Annotated in this window: 2 protein-coding genes; both read right to left on the bottom strand. The window is 73.3% G+C overall.

The window, feature by feature from the left end; genetic code table 11:
* Window positions 1-13: 13 nt before the first annotated feature.
* On the bottom strand, window positions 14-19,528 hold the full coding sequence (locus ACYUD3_RS21315) for an SDR family NAD(P)-dependent oxidoreductase (protein ID WP_470972181.1): 19,515 nt from the start codon (window positions 19,526-19,528) through the stop codon (window positions 14-16).
* A complete protein-coding gene (gene asnB / locus ACYUD3_RS21320; RefSeq protein WP_470972183.1) occupies window positions 19,525-21,510 on the bottom strand; it encodes an asparagine synthase (glutamine-hydrolyzing) in 1,986 nt (661 codons plus the stop codon). The genes ACYUD3_RS21315 and asnB overlap by 4 nt, the downstream gene beginning before the upstream one ends.

The raw sequence follows: 21,510 nt of genomic DNA on the forward strand, positions 1-21,510 counted from the left end.
CAAGCGGCAGCCGTCAGCCGATCCGCTCCGTCAGCCAGCGGTGGACGGCGAGCGCGGTGGACTCCACGTGCTCCTCCATCATGCTGAAGTGGTCTCCGGTCACCTCCAGCCGGGTGTGGGCGGTGTGCCACCGCGGGCGCCACAACTGGCCGGTGCTGTCACCGAGCACCTGCGAGAGACGCTCCGGCGCGGACGCGGCGACGAACAGCGTGGGCGTGGACACCGGCTGCGGACTCCAGCCCTCGAACAGCTCCGCGTACCGCGCCATCGCCGTCAACTGCTCGTCGTCGACCGGCAGTTGCGGGAAGCGGTCGGCCAGCCAGCGGGTGAGCGTGATCATTCCGGCGGGCAGCGACGGGCCGGCCTGTCCGGGCGAGTCGAGCAGCACCAGCGCGGCCGGGGGAGTCCCGTCGGCCTCAAGGCGCCGCACGATCTCGTGCGCCGGCCAGCCGCCCGACGAGTACGCCGCCAGCGCGAACGGCCGTCCGGCGAACCGGCGGCGCAGCGCCGTGACGTGAAGGTCGATCGCCGCGTCCAGACTCTGCGGCAGCGGCTCGCCCGAGCGGTAGCCGGGCATCCCCGTCGCCCACACCGAGCGCTTGCCGCGCAGGGCGATGGCGAACCGCAGGTACTGGTGCGCGCCCGTCGGGGCGATCAGGGACGGCAGGCAGACCAGGCCCGGCTCGCCGCCGCCCTCGGCCAGATACAGGGTCTCCGGCTCCGGGCCCGCCGCCCCCGGCGCGAACGACGGCCGCAGCCGCGCGGCGGCCGTCAGCAGCGCACCGCTCTGGGCGGGGTTCCCCGTCCGCACGGCCATGTGGAACAGGGTGTTCAGGGACGGGTCGTCCGGTGCCGGCGCGGCGGCCGGCTCGGGGCTCAGCCCGGCGACCAGCGTGTCGACCTCCGTGGCCCGGTGCGCCAGGAGATACGCGCCCAGCCGGTCGACCGAGTCCTCCTCGAAGAGCAGCGTCGACGACAACTCGCCCAGGTCCTGCCGGAGTTCGTTGGTGAACTGGAGGACGAGGATCGAGTCCATGCCGTACGCGGTGAAGGAGGTGCCGGGCTCGATCTTCTCGGCGGGGACGCGGAGGGTTTCCGCCGCCTTGTCGGTGAGGTAGGCGGCGAGGAGGGCGGCGCGGTCGGCGGCGGGGACCGGGGGAGCTATCGGCGCGGGTGCGGGCGCCGGGACCGGGGGAGCGACTGCAACAGCCGTCTGTTGCCGCTGCGGCAGCGGGGCCGGCGCCTGGACCTGGGGTGCCGGAGCGGCCGGACGGACCGCAGCCGTCACCCGCTGCCGCGCCACCCCATCCCCCTCCGCCGCGATGATCTGCTGTCCCAGACCGAGCGCCCCCGGCAGCAGGGACAGCACCGTCGGGAACCCCTCGCCCCGCAGGACCTCCCGCCACGCCTCCGGCGCCAGCGCGGGCGAGCCCGGGACGCGCAGGGACACGTCCTCGGACAGCCACCAGCCCTCCAGGAGCCCGAAGGTGAGATGGCTGAACACGTCGAACGCGGTCAGCTCGTTCATCAGCAGCCAGCCCCCGTCCCGCAGCGCGGCCTTGGCGTTGCGCAAGGTGTTGCGCATGTCGCGGGTCGCGTGCAGGACGTTCGCGGCGATGACGAGGTGGTAGCCGCCCGTCTCGACGCCCTGCTCCGCGATCGGCCGCTCGACGTCGAGGCGGCGGCAGTCGAGATAGGGCGCGTCGGGCCCGAACTGCGCCTGGGCGCGGTTGAGGAACGCCTTCGACAGATCGGTGTACGTGTACGTCTCGATGCTGTCCTGGTACGGCCGCAGCCCCGCGAACATACCGACGCTCGTACCGCCCGTGCCGGCGCCGATCTCCAGGATGCGGACGCGGGTGCCCGGGTCCTGGCGCAGCAGCTCCGCGACGATCGCGGTGGCGGCCGACGCCATCGTCCGGTTGAAGGTGTCGGCGACCCGGTTGTTGCGGTAGCAGCCCTCGACCAGCTCGACCGAACCGCGCGGGAACATCACGTCCGTGGCCGGTGTACGGCCGGTGAGGATGTCCGGCAGCGCCTTCAACGTGGCGTCCACGAGCGCGAGTTCGGCCGCCTTGTCAGGCTCCGCCGACCAGCGGGCGCACTCCTCGTCCCACCGCCGTTCGAGGACGTCGAGCGGCGGCGCCTGCTCGGGCATGACCCGCAGCGAGTGCGCGAGCCACGCGCCGTACCGCTCATGGACACCGCCACGCAGCGTCGGATCAGGCGCGCTCTCGCCGGGCCGTACGACGCCGAGCGCCTCCAAGTGGGCCCGGATCAGCTGGGCCAGCAGCGGATCGCGCTCGTCGCGGCGCCAGTCGGCCACGTCCCGCAGCAGCCGCTCGTCGCCGTCGGTCTGCGTGATCTGCGCGGTGACCGCCTCGGGGGCGACGCGCACGGGGACCCGCTCGTACACCGTCGTCCGCAGCGCCGGCTCGACCGGCTCGATGGCCTGCGGGTCGGTCAGCTTGACGAAGCCCAGCTGCGGCAGCGGGCCCCCGAGCAGGGTGCCCAGCGCCGCCATCGCCTCCGGCGGCTCGATCGACAGCAGGCCCCAACGGGCCATGCTCTGCTGGTGGAACGCGGAGGCGACACTGCCCACCGAACCCCACCAGCCCCAGTTCATCACCTTCACCGGGCAGTTCAGCTGCCGCTCCAGCAACTGCGCGTAGGCGTCCGCGAAGGCGCAGCCGGCCGCGTAGTTGCTCTGCCCGGCCGCCGTCACGAACGACTGGAGCGAGGAGAAGAAGAGCATGAAGTCGAGCGGCTCCCCGGCGAAGACCTGGGCCATGGCGACACTCGTGTCCACCTTCGCGGCCAGCGCCGCCCGGAAGTCACCCTCCTCCATACTGGCGAGCCCCCGGTCCCGCAGCACGAGCGCCGAGTGGACCACACCGTTGATCCGCCCGTACCGGGCCCTGACCTCCTCGTACGCCACCCGCAGCGCCTCGGGGTCGGTCGCGTCCGCCGACAGGTAACTCACCTCGCCGCGCCCCCGCACAGCCTCCAGCCGCTCCTGGACACCGGCGTCCAGCGGCCGGCGGCCGATCCATACGACGCGGGCACCGTGGCTGTCCGTGACGTGCCGCGTCCACGCCTCACCGAGCCCGCCCGCACCGCCGATGACGACGTACACGCCGCCCTCCCGGTACGGGGCCGGCGCCGTGTGGGCCGTCACCGCCGGCACGAGCCGCCTGCGCAGCCACTGGCCCGAGCGGCGCGCCCAGGTGCCGCCGGGGGTGTGCGCCGGGAGACCGGTGAGCGAGTCCCCGTCGAGGTCGACGCGGCGTACGGTCCAGTGGCCGTACTCCTGCTCCAGCGCCCCGAACAGGCCGTGCAGCGCCGCGTGCGCGGGCCGGGCCGGCTCGTCCCGGTAGGTGGCGAGGGCGCTCCGGGTGACCAGGGTGACCGTGAGCGGGCGGGCGTCGTGGCCGGTCCGCAGCAACGCCTTGACCAGGCGGAACGCGGCGAGCACGCCGTGTTCCTGGGCGGCGGTGAAGGCGGCGCCGTCCGTCGCGTGCGGCGCGGTGTCCGGCGCGAGCCACAGCAGGTGGTCGATCTGGCCGATCGACGTCAGCGCGGCGGCGTTCTCCTCGACCGACGCCGTCGGCGGGAGGTGCCAGGCGCGGGCGAGCGGGAGCTGGGCCAACTGCTCTGCCGTGGCGCCGACCACGAGCGTCTGCCCGGCGGGCGCGGCCGTGCCGAGGTCCGCCACCGGCTCCCACGTGGGGGCGTACAGCGCGGGCGCCGACGCGGGGACGGCGCGCGAGGTGTAGCCGGTCAGCCGGATCCGTACGGCGCCCGCCTCGTCGACCAGGTCGATGTCGAGCCGGGCGGCGCTGCCCCGGACCACGGCCCACATCTCCCGCTCGCAGGGCCCGAAGAACTCCAGCGAGTCCAGCGCGAACGGCACCAGCACCTCGCCGTCGGGGCCGCCGTCCAGTGCCAGCGCCGCCGAGGCCTGGATCGCCGAGTCCGTCAGCGCGGGGTGCAGGACGTACGGGCACGGCTCACCGGCGGGCGCCACGAGGCGGGCGACGACCGTGCCGTCACCGACGTACGCCTCCTCGATCGCGCGCAGCGCCGGTCCGTGGGTGATGCCCGTCGCGACGAGCGACCCGGAGATCCGGGAGCCCGGCACCCGGGTCGGGCAGGCGGCACGCAGGGCGGCCAGGTCGAGCGGGGCCGGGCGGGCGCCGGTGGACGGCAGGACGCGGCCCTCGCAGTAGCTGCCCGAGCCGTCGGCCGGGGTGCCGACCGTGAAGGCGACGCCCTCGCCGTCCGGGCGGACGCCGACCGTCACGTCCTGGCGGCCGTCGACCGTCAGCGGGCGGACCCACGTGACGTTGCGCATCCGGAAGGGGGCGGCGGGGTCGGTGCCGAGGGCGTTGACCGCGGCCTGGCGGGCGAGCTCCAGATGGACGACGCCGGGGAGGACGCGGCGGCCCTGCACCAAGTGGTCGCGCAAGAAGCTTTCGGCGCCGGTGAGTTGGAGGGTGCCGGTGGTGGGGAGGAGGGGGTAGGCGGGGGCGAGAGGAGCAGCCGGGGTCGCCTGCACCGGGGCCGCCTGCACGGGAGCTGCCTTTACCGGAACCGCCGGCGCGGGCGGGGCCGTCGTCGCCCAGTGGCTCTCCCGGACGAACGGGTACGTCGGCAGCGGCACCCGCCGGCTCCCCGAGGGGAAGACCCCCGCGAAGTCGATCTCACCGCCCCGCACGAACAGTTCGGCGAGCGCGCCGAGATCCATGGCCGCCGCCGACCCGGCACCCGGCCGAGCCTCACCCGTCAGCGCGCGCGGCCCGGCAAGCCCCTGCTCCAGCACCTGGACCAGATCACCGAGGTCGCGTACGACGCACGCGAACCGGTGCGCGAAGTGCGCGCGGCCGACGGCGAGGGTCCAGGCGACGTCGCCGCAGTCGAGCGCCGGTTCCTGACGGCAGTGCGCGGCCAACTGGGCGAGCTGCTCGGTCAGTTGCTCCCGAGAGCGTGCCGACAGCACGACGAGGTGCGCCGGGGCGGTCGTCCGCGAGACCGGCATGGGCGGGGCCTCGTCCAGGACGATGTGCGCGTTCGTGCCGCTCGCCCCGAAGGAGCTGACGACACCCCGGCGCACACCGTCCGCCGGGGCCGGCCACGGCTGGGTGCCGGTGTTCACGTAGAACGGGCTGCCGTCGAGGCGTACGGCCTCGTTGCGCCGCTCGAAGTGGAGCGAGGCGGGGATCTGCCGGTGCCTCATGCCGAGGAGGACCTTGAAGATCCCGGCGACTCCGGCCGCGTACTGGGTGTGGCCGAGGTTCGTCTTCACCGAGCCGAGGGCGCAGTAGCCCACCTTGTCGGTGCCCTTGCGGAACGCGCGGGTCAGCGCCTCGAACTCGATCGGGTCGCCCAGCTTCGTGCCGGTGCCGTGCGCCTCGACGAGCTGGATCGTCTCCACGCCGACGCCGAACCGCTCGTACACCTCGCTCAGCAGCCGCTCCTGGGAGACCGAGCTGGGGGCGGTGATGCCGTTGGTCGCGCCGTCGTGGTTGGTGCCCGACGCGCGGATCACGCCGTGCACGTGGTCGCCGTCCGCGAGGGCGTCCTCCAGCCGCTTCAGGACCAGGACGCCGACCCCCTCGCCCGGTACGAAACCGTCGGCGCGGTGGTCGAAGGCGCGGCAACTCCCCGTCGGCGACAGCATGTTGGCCCGCCCCGCCAGGTCGAACAGGCGCGGCGTCGTCTGGAGGTAGGCACCCCCGGCGAGCGCCATGTCCGTCTCGCCCGACCACAGGTCCTTGCAGGCCAGGTCGACGGCGACGAGGGAGCTGGAGCAGGAGGTGTCGACCGCGATGGCCGGGCCCTTGAGGTTCAGGAAGTACGCGATCCGGCCCGGTACGACCGACGCGAGGTTCCCCCAGAACGCCTGCGCCGGGGCGTCGTCGCCGACCAGGGTCTTGTAGTCGCCCTCCCAGCAGCCGACGTACACACCGCAGTCCCGCTCGTCGATCGCCTTCCCGGCGTAGCCCGCGTCCTCCAGCGCCTTCCACGACTCTTCGAGGAGCATCCGCTGCTGCGGGTCCATCACGGCGGCTTCCACGCCGGAGATGTTGAAGAAGAGGGGGTCGAACTCGTCGATGCGGTCCAGGAAACCGCCTCGGGTGCAGCGGGGGGCGCCGGCGGCGTCCGTGGCGGGCAGCGGCCAGCGGGTCGCCTCGCTGGTCAGGTCGTCGCCCGCCGCGAGGTGGCGCCACAGCTCGGCGAGGGAGTCCGAGCCGGCGAAGCGTCCGCTCATGCCGACGACGGCGATGGGGCCGCGGGGGGTCGGGGCGGAGGGGACTGCGGGCGCCGGCGCCGGGAGGGCTATGGCGTCGCGGTGGGCGTCGAGGATGTGGGCGATCAGGCGGTCGGCCGAGCTGTGGTCGTAGATGACGCTGGTCGTCAGGTCGAGGCCGAGCGTCTCGTTCAGCTCGTGCACGAAGCGGACGCCGAGGATGGAGTCGAGACCGTATTCGGCGAAGGCCCGGGTGCTCTCGATGTCCGCCGGGGGCATGACGAGGGCGTCGGCGAGTTTGGTGTGGACGATGCGGCGGACTTCTTCGGCGGGGGTACTCCGGACGCCGGCCGTGTCGGGGGCCGTCTCGCGCGGGGCGGGTACGGCGGCGGGGGCGCTCGGGACGGCGGCCGTGTAGGGGGCCGGAGTCGCGGTCAGGGTGGTGGCGGGAGCGGCGAGGGGGCTTGGGGCGGCGGTGGCTCCCGGCGTGATGGAGACTCCCGGTGTGGCGGAGGCTTCCGGCATGGCGGAGACTCCCGGCGTGGCGCTGGCTTCAATGCCCCCGGCGCCCGCCTCGTACCCCCCGCTCACCGCTTCGAGATCCCCGGCCCAGTACCGGTCCCGTGCGAACGGGTACGCCGGGAGCGAGATACGCCGGGGTTCGGCCGGGCCGTGCAGCGCGCGCCAGTCCGGCGTCACCCCCTCCGTCCACAGCGCCGCCAGCTTCGACAGCTTGCGGGACTCGGTCCAGCGGGCCACCAGCAGGTCCCGCAGATCCTCGTCGTCGGCGAGTTCCCCGACGGCCGAGCGGGTGCGGCCGACGGTGCCCCGGTGCACGCCCGGCGCCGCCACGGACTCCAGCTCGGCGAACTCCCGCAGCGCGCCGCGCAGTTCGGGCACCGACGTGACGACCAGGGCGAGGCGCTCGTCCCACGCGACCCGTCCGACCTGGAGGGTGTACGCGAGGTCGGCGAGGGGGACGTCCGCGCCGTCGAGACGGTCGGCGAGACGGCCGGCCTGCTCGCGCAGCTGCTGCGGGGTGCGGGCGGACAGGACGACCAGTTGCTCTGCTCCGGGCGTGGCCGGCGGCCGGCCGGAGGCGGACTCGGACACGTGTTCCTCCAGGATGACGTGGGCGTTGGAGCCGCCGGCGCCGAACGACGAGACCGCGGCGAGGCGCGGCCGGTCGCCCGGCCAGTCGGCGAGCTGACGCTGGACGAAGAAGGGGGACCGCTCCAGATCGAGGTTGGGGTTCAGCTCCTCGGCGTGCAGGCTCGGCGCGAACTGCCCGTGCCGCAGCTGGAGTACGGCCTTGGTCAGGCCCGCGATCCCGGCGGCGGCCTCAAGGTGCCCGATCGCCGACTTGACCGAGCCGAGCGCGCAGAACTGCCGCTCGTCGGTGTCCTCGGCGAAGGCGCGGGTCAGGCCCGCCACCTCGATCGGGTCACCGAGTTCGGTGCCGGTGCCGTGCGCCTCGACGTACCCGATGTCCCGGGCGCCGACCCCCGCGCGCTCCAGCGCGGTACGGATCAGCTCGGCCTGGGCGGCGGGGTTCGGGACGGTGTAACCGTGCGTGCGGCCACCGTGGTTGACGCTCGTGCCCCGGATCACCGCGAGCACCTGGTCACCGTCGGCCTGCGCCCGCGAGAGCGGCTTCAGCAGCACCGCGCCGACACCCTCACCGGGCACGAAGCCGTCGCCGCCGCTGCCGAAGCTGCGCAGCCTGCGGTCCGCCGACAGCATGTTGGAACGGCACAGCTCCACATAGTCGAACGGGTGCAGATACAGATTGACCCCGCCGGCGATCGCCGCCTCGCACGAGCCCTGGTACAGGTGCTCGCACGCCTCATGGATCGCGGTCAGCGACGCCGAGCACATCGTGTCCAGGGTCATGCTCGGACCGCGCAGGTCCAGGACGTACGAGGTGCGCGCGCTCAGCGAGGCGAAGGACAGCGCCGGTACGACCGCCTCACCGGACGGCAGCCGGCGCGCGCCGTACCGCGCGTGGCCGGACTTCGTGACGCCCGCGAAGACCCCGACCCGGTGACCGTGCCGTTCGCCCAGTTCCCCGGGCGTGTAGCCGGCGTCCTCCACGACCTCCCACGCCGCCTGGAGGAACAGCCGCTCCTGCGGGTCCATCGCGTAGGCGTCGCGCGGGGCGATCTGGAAGAACAGCGGGTCGAAGGCGGCGAAGTCGTCCAGGAAACCGCCCCACTTGCTGTAGCTGCGGCCCGTCGCGATCGCGGCGGCGCGCGTCGGCTCGTAGAAGCCCTCCAGCGGCCAGCGGTCGGCGGGGACCTCGGTGATGCCGTCCCGGCCGGACTTGAGGTTGGCCCAGAACTCGGTGAGGTTCGCGGCGCCGGGGTAGCGTCCGCTCATGCCGATCACGGCGATGGGTTCGCGCGCTGTGGGGGGTTTGGCGGGGGTCGGCGTGTAGGTCTTACGGCTGGGGAGTGCGGTGGCTTGCGATACGTGCTCCGGCGTCAACTGCCCGGCGTCCTGCGGCACATGCTCCGCCGCCAAGTGCCCGGCCACCGCCCGCAGCGTCGGGAACTCGTAGAACAGCGTCTTCGAGACCTCCCCGTACGTGAGCGCCAGCTCCCTGTTGAGCTGCACCACTATGATCGAGTCCAGGCCCGTGGCGTGGAGCGGCGCGTCAGGGTCGACGGCGTCCGGCGAGACCTTGGTGACCTGGGCGAAGAGCGCGGTCAGCCGGCGCAGCGCGTCGTCGTGGCCGGAGCCGTCCGGGACCGCCCCGGCCCTCTCCGGACTCCCCGGCACCCGGCTCAAGTCCCCGTGATGGACCCACACATGACCCTCCCCGGCCAGCCGCCAGGCCCGGACCAGCGCCTCGACGCCGGCCGCCGACTCCATGGGCGCGAGCCCACGGCTCTGCCACAGCCGGGCGCGTACCGTCTCGTCGACGGTCATCCCGCCCTCCCGCCACAGCGGCCAGGCGAGCGACAGGGTCCGCCCGGAGCGCTCCCCGGCGGCGACGCGCGCGTTGCGCGACCCGGCGAAGGCGTCCAGGAAACCGTTGGCCGTCGCGTAGTCCGCCTGCCCGGGGTTGCCGGTGAGCGCGGAACCCGAGGAGCACAGGAGAAGGAACTCCAGCGGGCCGTCGCCCACCGCGCGGTCCAGGTGGACGAGAGCGCCGGCCTTCGGCGCGAGGACGTCGTCCCACTCCTGCGCGGTCTTGTGCACCAGCGCGGAGTCGTGGACGACCCCCGCGCAGTGCACGATGCCGTGCAACTCCGGTATCTCCCCGACCAGATGACGCACCTCCTGCCACCGCGAGAGGTCCGCCCGCGCGTACCGGGCGTCCGCGCCCTCGGCCCGCAGCTCGTCGAGGAGCGCGTCGATCCGCGCGTCACGCGGCGAACGGCCGGTGAGGACGAGCGTCGGGCGTACGACGTCGCGGGCGATCGCACGGGCGAGCACGGCGCCGATGCCGCCCGCGCCGCCGGTGAGGAGATAGACCCCGCCGTCGCGCCAGGGCACGGCCGTGCCGTCCGCCGCCTGCGCCGTCTCCTGCCACACCGGGACGGATCGGACGCCGTCGCGGTAGAGCACCAAGTCGTCCTCGGCGCACCGGGCGTTCTCCGCCACGAGAGCGGCGGTGTCCGTCGCGTCGTCGAGACAGATCAACTGCCCGGTGAGCGAGGGGTCTTCGGCCATGGCGGTGCGCAGGAGGCCGGAGAGGGCCAGGTGGAGGGTGTCGTCCACGACGACCTGTACGAGCGTGCGGTCGGCCGAGACCTCGGCGATGGTGTCGCGCACGATCTCGAAGACCTGCCGTGACATGTCCGAGAAGCGGTTCTCAAGCCGCTCGCGGCTGCTCCCGACGGTGAAGCAGCGTACGCCCTGCCGCTCGACGGACTCCCGCGCGGCGGCGGCCGTTCCGCAGAGGATCACGATCCGGCGCGGGGGAGGGGGCTGCTGCGCGGATGTCGGCTTGGGGGTCCAGCGGGGGACGAGGAGTGCGGTGCCGGTGTCGGCGGCGGGCGCCTGCGCCTCGGGTGACTGCTCGGCCGTCATGGCGGGCCGGCCGGCCCCCGACGATTGCTGTGGCGCGGCCCCGGGGATCCAGTACCGCTCGCGGGCGAACGGATACGTCGGCAGATGGACGCGCCGAGGTGTTGAAGTCCCGTACAGCGCACGCCAGTTGACAGCATCACCCTCGGCCCAGCGGGCCAGCAGCCGCGAGGGGTCGCCGTCCGCCGCGGCGGGCCCGGCGTCGGCGGCGGGCCGGGTGACCGTACCCCGCACCCCGCCCCCGAGCCGCTCGCCCTCGGCGAACTCCCGCAGCCTGTCGGCGAGTTCGCGGTGCGAGCCGATCACCCAGCCGACGCGTTCGCGCAGCGCCTCCCGCCCGGCCTGGAGCGTCCACGCGAGCGAGCGCAGCGAGGGCCGCACCTCCGCGTGCTCCAGATGCGCGAGCAAGTCCCGGGCGACCTGGCGCAGTTGCTCAGGCGTGCGCGCCGACAGGGGGACGGCGACGGGGGTGCCGTCGTCGGCGGTGGCGTCGGCCGCCACGTACTCCTCCACCACCACATGGCAGTTGACCCCGCCGAACCCGAAACTGCTCACGCCGGCCCGCCGGGCCCGGCCGTCGCGCCGGGACCATGGCTCGTTCTCGCGGACGACGCGGAACGGGCCCTTGCCGAGTTCGAGGTACGGGTTGAGGTCGGCGGAGTGCAGCGAGGCCGGGACGACGCCGTGCCGCATGGCGAGCAGGACCTTCAGCAGCCCGGCGACACCGGCGGCGGCCTCCAGGTGCCCGATGTTCGTCTTCACCGAGCCCAGCGCGACGTCCGCGTCCGGCGCGCCGCCGAGCCGCCGGTACGCGGTGCGCAGCGCGTGCACCTCGACGGGGTCGCCGAGCGCGGTGCCGGTGCCGTGGGCCTCGATGTAGCCGACGGTGTCCGGGTCGATCCCGTCCATCGCCGTGGCGACCAGCTCGGCCTGGGCGTCCGCGTTCGGCGCCGTCAGGGAGTTGGCGCGCCCGCCGTGGTTCTCGGCGCTGCCGAGGAGCACACCGAGGATCGCGTCCCCGTCCCGCTCGGCCGCGTCGAGCGGCTTCAGGACGACGGCCCCGACCCCCTCGCCGCGCACGTACCCGTCCGCGTCCCGCGCGAAGGTCCGGCACCGCCCGGTCGGGCTCAGCATCCCGGCCCGGTGCGCGCTGACGAACGTGTCCACGCTGAGCAGCAGATTGACCCCGCCCGCGATCGCGACGTCGCACGCGCCGGAGCGCAGGGCGTCCATCGCGCGGTGCACGGCGACCAGCGAACTCGAGCAGGCCGTGTCGACGGGCTCGCTCGGACCCCGGACGTCGAGCAGGTACGAGATCCGGTTGACGAGCATGGAGTGCGCGTTGCCCGTGGACGTGAACGCGTCGGGCTCGACGCCGTAGGTCGTCAGCAGGGTCGCGTAGTCGGTGCCCGAAACCCCCAGGAAGAGGCCGGTGTTGCGGGGCAGGGCGCCGCGCGGGTACCCGCTGTCCTCGACCGCGCTCCAGACCGTCTCCAGGGCCAGCCGGTGCTGCGGGTCCATCAACTCCGCTTCACGCGGGTAGATCTGGAAGAAACCCGCGTCGAAGGCGTCGACGCCGTCCAGCACGCCCGCGTGGCGCGGGAAGTCCGCCTGCTCGACGAGGCGCGCGTAGGCCGCGTCGTAGCGGTGCGCCGGGAACTCCGAGACGCAGTCCCTGCCTTGGGCGATGTTGGACCAGTAGGTGTCGAGGTCGGGGGACTGGGGGAAGCGGCCGGCGGCGCCGATGACGGCGATGGGGGTCGAGGCGGGCTGCTTCTTGGGGTGCGGCTCGACGGACGGGGTCGGGGCGGAGGGGAGTTGGGCAGCCGGCGCCGGAATCAAAGCCGGAGCCGGAGTTGGCGTCGGAGCCGGGGTTACCGTCGGAGTTGCCGTCGGCGTCCGCTGGGGCCGCGCCGCCCGTACCTCCTCCCCGAACTCCGCGACCACATGCCGCCCCAGCGCGTCCAGCGTGTTCACGTCGAAGAAGACCGCCGGAGTCAGCTCGACGCCGAGCGAGTCCTTGATGAGCTTGCTGAAGGTGACCAGCGAGATGGAGTCGAAGCCGAAGGCGTCGAACCCGGTGTGGGCGTCCAGTTCGGCGGCGTCGAACTTGAGGATGTCCGCCGCGATCCGGCGTAACTCGCCGACCGCGAAGTCGATCAGGGGATCGGCGGATTCTGGGGCCTGCACAGGTGTCTCCCTCCTTTCCGTGTAAGCGAGTTGAGGAATCACAGCCGAAGCCGCGTCGGAGTGCTCCGGCGCCGGCTCGCCCTCCCCCCAGCGCACGCCGGTGAGTTCGGCCAGCACCCGCCCGCCCCGGTCCGCCAGCCGGACCCGGCCGCCGGAGGACGGTTCGAGGACGACGTACGCCACGTCGTCGGCCGCCTGATCAGCGCCGAACAGGCGTACCTCGTCGATGAGTTGGGGAAGCTGCCGGGCCCAGTCGGGATCGCCGGCCCGCTTGGCGAGGAGCCAGCCGCCGTACGTGACGGCCGCCAGGACGTGCGGGGCGACGCGTACGTTCCGCCGCGTGTGGTCGTGGCGCAGTTCAGGGACAGTGACCGTCAGGACCAGCCGGCCGTCCGGCAGCCATTGGGCACCCCGCACGCCGTGCCGCAGCGGATCGGGGACGATGCCCCCTTCGGCCAGTTCGGCCAGGACCCGCTCCCGGTCGTCCGTGCTGTCGAGGCGCAGGGCGTCCGGCGGCAACTGGCCGTCGTCCGGGCGCAGTTCGAACGCGGCGACGGGAGTGCGCGCGCCCGCCGCGTCCTCGCTCAGCACGAGCGCGGACGCCTCGTCCCGGCTCACCACCGTCAGCGTGGTGACCAGACGTACGGTGTCCGCCCACGGGACCGGGCCGTACAGCCGCAGCCCCCGCACGCGCGGGACGTCCGCGAAACCGGAGACCTTGCCCACGGCCAGCGCCAGGTCGACGGCGAACGTCGGTACGAGCTGCGGCGCCTTGTCCTGGGCGTACCCGTAGTCGGCGAGGTCGTCGAGGTGGACGTCCATGCTGTAGCGCAGCCCGCCGACGTCGGAGCTGTTGGTCCCGAGGAACGGGTGCAGTTTCTCGCGCAGCGCCAGCGGTGCGGTGACCGTGGGGGCGCCGGGCTCGGGCTCGGTCCAGCAGCGGACCCGCTCGAAGGGGTAGGCGGGCAACGAGACCCGGCGGGGCGGGTGTTCGCCCGTGAGCGGGGCCCAGTCGACGGCCGCGCCGCCGGTCCAGGCGGTGCCCAGCTCGTGCGCCGGGCCGGTGCCCGACAGCTCGGCCCGCTGGTCGCGGTCGCCGGCGAGGTAACGGTCCACGGCCGCCCCCGCTCCGGCGAGGTCCTCCGCGAGGAAGGCCCAGCGGCGCGGGAGTTCGTTCTTGCCGACCCGCAACGTGTGCGCGATGGAGGGGAGTTCGGACTCCTCCGCCGTCGCGAGATAGTCGCGGAAGCGGGTCAGCGAGGTCTCCAGCGCCGCGTCGGTCATCGCGGAGAAGACGAACAGCTCCGGCTGCCGTGGCCGGTCGGCGCGCGGCCCGGGGACGTACTCCTCCACGATGATGTGCGAGTTCATGCCGCCCGCGCCGATCGACGTGATGCCCGCGCGCAGCGGATGGACGGTCGGCGTGCCACCCTCCGTCGTCACCGCCGGTTTCCACGCGGTGAGTTCACGCTGCACGTGGAACGGCGTGTCCGCGAAGGCGATGTCCGGGTTGAGTTCGCCGCTGTGCAGGGAGGGGACGAGGGTGCGCTCGCGCAGCTGGAGGAGCACCTTCGCGAAGCCGATCATTCCGGCCGCGTGCAGCAGGTGCCCCATGTTCGACTTGACCGAACCGAGCGCGCAGAACTGCTTGTCCGGCGTGTACTTGCCGAACGCCGTGGTGAGCGCCCTGACTTCGATCGGGTCACCGAGCGAGGTGCCCGAACCGTGGCCCTCGACGTAGGTGATGGTGCGCGGGTCGACCCCGGAGTCGTCGATCGCCTTCTCGATCGCGCGGGCCTGCATACGCGGGTTCGGGACGGTGAACCCGTTGCGCACCCCGGCGTTCGACAGCGCGGTGCCCTTGATGACGGCGTACACCTGGTCGCCGTCGCGCTCCGCCTCCACGAGCGGCTTCAGCACCACCGCGCCCACGCCCTCACCGAGGATCGTGCCGTCCGCGCCGAGCCCGAAGCTGCGGATCACGTCGGAGGTGGCCGTGGTGAAGTGCTCGTGCGAGGAGGTGATCAGGTTGTACGGGTGCAGCAGCAGGTTCACGCCGCCCGCGACGACCATCTTGCACTCCCGCGCCCGCAGCATCTGCACGGCCTGGTGCACACAGGTCGACGAGCCCGAGCACATCGTGTCCAGGAAGATCGAGGGACCGGTGAACCCGTAGAAGTACGACAGCATGTTGGGGATCGTCGCCGTGTAACTGCCGGTCGCCGGGGCGCCCCTGGTCAGGCTGTTCTGGAAGCCGTACAGGTTGTAGTGGTTGCTCATCGTGCCGACGAGCACGCCGACGTCGCCCTCGTACTGGCGGCGGATCGTCTCGCGCGAGTAGCCCGCGTCCTCCAGCGCCTCCACCCCGACCTGGAGGAACAGCCGGACCTCCGGCGACATCCGCTCCGCCTCGCGCTTCGAGACGCGGAAGTAGCGCGGGTCGAAGGTGTCGACCTCCCGCAGGAACGTGCCGGTCCGGATGGCGCTCTTGCCGAGCACACCGCGCTCGGAGCTGTGCACCGCGTCATGGTCCCAGCGCTCACGCGGGACCTCCTGGAAGAGATGGCGGCCTTCTTCGAGGACGCTCCAGAGCTCGTCGAGGGTGTCGGCGCCGGGGTAGCGGCCGGAGATGCCGACGATCGCTATGTCGTGGTAGTCGTCGGGGGAGTCGAGGGAGGGGGCGGTGTTCTGTATGACTTGTGCGACAGCCGGCGCCGCAGGCTCAGCCGGCGTCAACTGCTCAGGCTCAGGCTCAGCCGGCGTCAACTGCTCAGGCTCAGGCTCGGCCGCCGGCCCGCCTTCACCCCCGAACCGCCCCTCAAGCACCCCCCGATGCTCCTCGACGAAGTACCCGACCACACTCTGGATGTCGACGTACTCGAAGAACAGCGTCTTGGGCAGCGGCCCGAAGACCTCGCCGAGCCGTTCCGTCGCCTCCAGCACCCCGATCGAGTCGATCCCGTACTCCACCAGCCCCACGGCGGGCTCCAGCGCGGCCGGGTCGTGGTGCAGCACCTCGCCCAGCACGCCCTTCACCAACTCCGTGGTACGCGCCACGAGTTCGGCCTCGGTGAGCCCGCCGGTGACGGCGGCAGAGGGGACGAAGGACACCGGGCGCGGCGCGGGCTCGTCACGCCGCTCGGGAGCGAGGGACGCCTGCGCCCCGTACGCCACGACGACATGCTCCGGAGTGCCGAGCAGCGCGGCCCCGAGGACCCTCAGCCCGTCCTCCGTCGGCAGCGGCTCCCAGCCGCGCTGGCGGCGGAACGACGCGAGCGTCACGTCGTCGACGGTCATCCCGCCCTCCGCCCACAGCGGCCAGCTGACCGCCACGGTCCGGCCGGTCCGCTCGCCGATGTCGACGAGCGCCTGCCGGTGCTGGGCGAAGGCGTCCAGGAAGGCGTTCGCCGCCGCGTAATCGCCCTGGCCCGCGTTGCCGTACACGCCGGCGACGGACGAGAAGAGCACGAGGAAGTCGAGCGGGAGGGCGCGGGTGGCCGCGTCGAGATGGAGGGCGCCGGCCACCTTCGGGCGCAGCACCTGTGCCACGTCCGCCGGATCCTTGGTGAGGAGGTACCCGTCCCGCAGCGTCCCCGCCGCGTGGACGATCCCGTCCAGCGAGCCGTGCTCCCGCACGATCCGGGCGACGGCGCGCTCCACGTCCTGGGCGTCACCGGCGTCGGCGGTGAGGTAGTGCGCGTCGACCCCGGCCGCCCGCAGCTCCTCCAGCGCGGCCCCGCCGGACTCGGTCCGGCCGCTGAGGACGACGGTGACCCCGGCGCGGCGCGCGAAGTAGCGCGCCACGCTGCGGCCGATGCCGCCGAGCCCGCCGGTCAGCCAGTACACCCCGCCCGCCTTGAGCGGCGGCACCTGGGGCCCGGACAGCGGCTCGATGCCGACGGGGCGCCAGACGTGCCGGGTGCCGTCGGGACCGTACCGGACCTCCGCGTCGGCGGCGCCCGGAGCGGCGGCCTCCCGCCGGACCAGCTCCGCGATCCGCGCGGACGCCGCCGTACCGAACCCGGCGACGCGTACGACGCGGCCGGACACCGACGGGTTCTCCAGGTTCAGGGTCTTGAAGAGGGCGGCGAGCGGCGCGTGGAAGAGGCGCGGCACGCGGTCGTCGACGAGGACGAGGAAGCGGTGCGCGCCCTTCGGCTTCGAGCGCAGCAGTTCCTGCACGCGGGTGAGGACGAGGCCGAGCACCGCGCCGACGCCGTCCGCCGTCGCGGCGGGCGTGACGGCGGGCAGGACGGCGAAGGGGGAACCCGTCGCGGCGGAGAGCTCGGCGGCGAACTCCTCCGGCCGGCCGCCGAGGAAACCGTGCACGGTGACCGGGGCGTCGCCGTCCGTGGAATCGGCCTCGACCCAGCGGGAGGTGGCGGCCACGACACGCGGCCCCGCCGGCTCGCTGGCAGTCGCTGTCCCCGCCGCCTCGGTGACCGTCCGCTGCGCCAGCCCGCGCAGCCGTACGCGCACGGCGCCGGAGTCGTCGCACAGGTCGAGGTCGAAAGTGGCGAGCCCCTTGCCCGCGCTCCGGCGGCGCACCCACGCCCACATCACGTCCGCGCACGGGCCGTCGACGTCCAGCCGGTCGAGTGCGAAGGGGAGCGACAGATTCCGTCCCGCCTCGGGCGTGAGCGCCGACTGGAGGAGGACCGACGCCTGGAGCGCCGCGTCCAGCACGCTCGGGGGCAGGGCGACGGCCGGGTCCGTGGCCGTCCGCTCCAGCCGGGCCAGCAACTCCCCGTCCCCCAGCCGGATTTCGGCGAGTCCGCGCATCGCGGGCCCGTACTCCAGACCGGCGGCGCGCAGCTCCGCGTACGCCTCGGCGGGGTCGTACGGCGTGGCGCAGGACGTCCGCAGCGCGGCGAGGTCGAGCGTCCCGGGTGCGTCGGACGTGCCGACCGAGGCGGTGCCCCGGCTGTGCACGACGGGCGGCTCCGAGCCCGTACGGATCTCGTAGCCGAGGCCGCCGCCGTCCTGCGGTGTGATCACCACATGTGCCTCGACCGGCTCCCCGTCCACCACCAGCGGGCGCAGCCACACCGAGTTGTCGAGGCGTACGGGCGCGTCGGCGGTGCGGGTGGCGTACCGCACCGCCGCGCGGGCCATCTCCAGCTGTGCGGCGGCGGGCAGGACGCGGGTGCCGTTGACGCGGTGCGCGTCGAGGAAGGGTTCGGCGCCGGTGAAGAGGGAGGTGTGGCGGTGTTCGTCCAGGGAGGAGGTGTTGCGGTGGAGGAGGGGGTGGGCCGCGTCGCCCGTGGGCGCCGGGGTGTCTGGGGCCTCCTCCGCCGGGCGGGTGCGGAACCAGTGGCGGTCGCGGGCGAAGGGGTACGTGGGCAGCCGTACCCGGTGGCCCCGCGCGTACCCGGGGCGGGCGGTCCAGTCGACGTCCTCGCCCTGTGCCCAGCGCGTCGCGGCCGGCTCGGCGGCGCCCCCGGTCCGGTCGTGCGCGGCCGAGTCAGGGAGCGTTCCTTCCGTGAACTCGGCGAGCGCGGACCGCAGTTGCTCCCGGTCCGCCACCACGAACGCGACGCGTGCCGCCATCGGCTCGCGGCCGGTCTGAAGGGTGTGCGCGAGGTCGGCGAGGGCCGGTGCGGGCCAGTCGGGATCGTCCGCGAGGAACGCGTGCAGCTGCCGCGCCACTTCCCGCAGTCGCTCGGGGGTGCGGGCCGAGAGCGGCACGACGTACGGGCCCTCGGCCGCCGTCTCCGGCCGTTCCTTTGGCCGGAACTCCTCAAGGACCACATGGGCGTTGGTCCCGCCGAAGCCGAACGAGCTGACTCCGGCGCGGCGCGGCGCGGGGGTGCCGTCCGGGCCCGCCGGCGGCTCGGGCCACGGCTGGGTGTCGCGGACGATGCGGAACGGGCTGCCGGCCAGGTCGATGAGCTTGTTCTGCTCCTCGAAGCCGACGGTCGCGGGGAGCACCTTGCCGGCGAGGGCGGCGATGACCTTGGTGATGCCGGCGACCCCGGCGGCGCCTTCGAGGTGCCCGATGTTGGTCTTGACCGAGCCGATGCCGGTGCTCCCCGGCTCGGGGTCCGTGCCGTGCGCCTGATGGAGGTTGCGGAACGCGCGCTTGAGGGCGATGACCTCGATCGGGTCGCCGACGGGTGTGCCGGGGCCGTGCGCCTCGATGTAGGAGACGGACTCGGGGCGGATGCCCGCGCGGGTGTACAGGCCCTCGATGAGGTTCGCCTGGGCGGCCGGGTTGGTGACGGTGAGGGAGCTGGTGCGGCCCCCGTGGTTGGTGGCGGCGCCCTTGACGACCGCGTACACCGGATCGCCGTCGGCGACGGCCCGCTCCAGGGGCTTCAGCAGCAGGACCGCGCCGCCCTCGCCGCGCACGTAGCCGTCGGCGCCCTTGTCGAAGGCGCGGCAGCGGCCGGTCGGCGAGAGCATGCTCGCCTGGCTGAAGGCGACGAAGTGCTTGGGCGACCAGCACAGGTTCACCCCGCCGGCGAGGGCCAGTTCGCAGTCGCCGTTGCCCAGGGCGGTGACCGCCTCGTAGACGGAGACCAGCGAGCTGGAGCACGCGGTGTCGTTGGTGATGCTGGCGCCCTGGAAGTCGAAGAAGTAGGACACCCGGTTGGCGATGATCGAGTACGCGGTGCCGGTCGGGAAGTAGGCGTCGGTCTTCGCGCCGTCCCGCTCCATCAGCTCCGGGTAGTCGGCGTGGCAGACGCCCATGAAGACGCCGGTCCGCGAGCCCGCCAGGTCGCTCGCGCGGTAGCCGGCGTCCTCGATGGCGCGCCAGGCGAGTTCGAGGGCGAAGCGCTGCTGGGGGTCCATGCTCTCCGCCTCGCGCGGGGAGATGCTGAAGAACGCGGCGTCGAAGCAGTCGGCCTGCTCGATGAACCCGCCCCACACGCTGTTGGTCTTCTCGGCGCCGCGCCGGGGACTGCCGAACCAGCGTTCCCTGGACCAGCGTTCGGGTGCCACCTCGGAGATGAGGGAGCGGCCCTGGACCAGGTGCCCGGAGAACTCCCGTAACGTGTCCGCGCCGGGCAGCCGGAGTGCCAGGCCGATGATCGCGACGTCGTTGCTCATCGGGTCCCCCCGACGGGAAGCCGGCTCTCGCGGCGGTCGATCACCGTCGTCAGGTTCATCCCCGGTGCCGTGCGCGTGTGCTCGCGCGGGTCCGTCACGAACTGCTGGTTGAGCACGGCCGTCGAGAGCAGCTGGATGAACGCGTTGTCCTCCTTCGTGCTGATCCCGGCCGCCGGCGTGGCCATGATCTTGCCGACCAGCCGCTGAGCGAAGACCGGATCGATGCCGTCGATCTTCTCCAACTCCTTCGGGGAGAGCACCAGTTCGAGATAGTCGGGCCGGGCTTCCTTGAACGCGGCGCTGCCCGGCGCGCGGTAGGGCTGCTTGCGCCGGGTCAGCGGCTCCTGGGGGAGCACGTCCCGGAACGCCTCCTTGAGGACGGCCTTCTCCTCCCACCCGTCGTCGTGGCGGAGGTTGACCAGCGCCGCCGCCCGCACCACCGCCGGGTCCAGGAACGGGCACCGGTTCTCGACGCCGTGCGCGAGCCCCATCCGCTCGCCCTGGCTGGACAGCAGATAGCCGGCGAGCAGCGTCTTGAACTCCAGCCACTGCGCCTTCTGCGTGGCCGACAGCGCGGCGTAGCCCGGTGTGTCCCGGACCAGCGCGAGCAGGTCGGCGAACGGCTCGGCGCGGTCCTTGAGCAGCCGCTGCACGAACCGGCCGTTCTGGTAGCGCAGTTCGTGCGAGAACAGGCCCGGGAGCCGCTCCTCGGAGAACTGGCTGAGCAGCCCGGTGACATGGACCCGGTGCTCGGGCCCGAAGTGCGCCAGCTCCGGGTGCAGCACGGCGACCCGGTCCTGCCGTTCCGCGTCCGACAGCCGGCTCCAGGAGGCGCGCAGCATCGTCTCGCGGAACAGCGAGTAGCCGAGGAACGCCTCGTCGGCGCCCTCCCCGCTGAGGATCGTCTTGATCCCGGCGTCCCGCACATGCCGCGACAGCAGGTACATCGGGACCAACGCGGTGCGGAACACGGGGACTTCGGCGTGGTGGACGGCCGCCGGGAAGTACTCGGCGATGTCCGACGCGGAGATGCTGATCGACGAGTGCCGGGTGCCGAGGTACTGGGCGACCGACTGCTGGCTGCCGGACTCGTCGAGGTCGCGGTCCTCGAACTCGACGGAGAACGTGCGCACTTCGTGGTTCGACAGGTCGGTCGCGAGCCTGGCGACGATCGACGAGTCGAGACCGCCGCTCAGATAGACCCCGACCTCCACGTCACTGCGCAGCCGCACCTCGACACTCGTCCGCAGCGTGTCCCGCACGAGTGCGGCGGCCTCGGCCGGAGTGCCGGTGAACGGCGGGGCGTCGACGGCGAGTTCCTCGTACGTGTGCAGGGTGCGCCGGCCCTCGCGGACCGACAGGAGGCTGCCCGGGGGGAGTTGGGCGATGCCCTTGAACGGGGAGCGGTCCGGCAGCGGCGTCCACAGCCCGTAGATCGACTTCAGCTCGTGCGGGTCGAGCGCGAAGCGGAAGCCCGGGTAGGCGGCGAACGCCTTCATCTCCGAGGCGAACAGGAACGCGCCGGCGTGCTCGGTGTGGAAGAGGGGCCGCTTGCCGTACCGGTCGCGGGCGAGGAACAGCTCACCCGCGACCGCGTCCCTGACGGCGAACGCGAACGCCCCGTTGAACCGGCTCAGACAGGCCGGCCCCCACTGGATCCACGCCTGGAGGACGACCTCCGTGTCCGAGCGGGTACGGAACTGCCGCCCCAGGCCGCTGAGTTCCTCCCGCAGCTCGATGTGGTTGTACAGCTCGCCGTTGAAGCAGATCCAGTACCGCCCGGTGGGGTCCGACAGCGGCTGGCCGCCCGACACGAGGTCGACGATCGACAGCCGTACGGTGCCCATGGCCAGCCCGTCGTCGAGGTAGTACCCCGTCTCGTCCGGGCCCCGGTGCCTGATCCGCGACAGCATCGCGGTGATGACACCGGGCTCGGCGTCGGCGGCCAGGGACGAGGAGACGAAGCCCGCTATCCCGCACAT

The organism is Streptomyces sp. AMJ-169 (genome assembly GCF_055597585.1).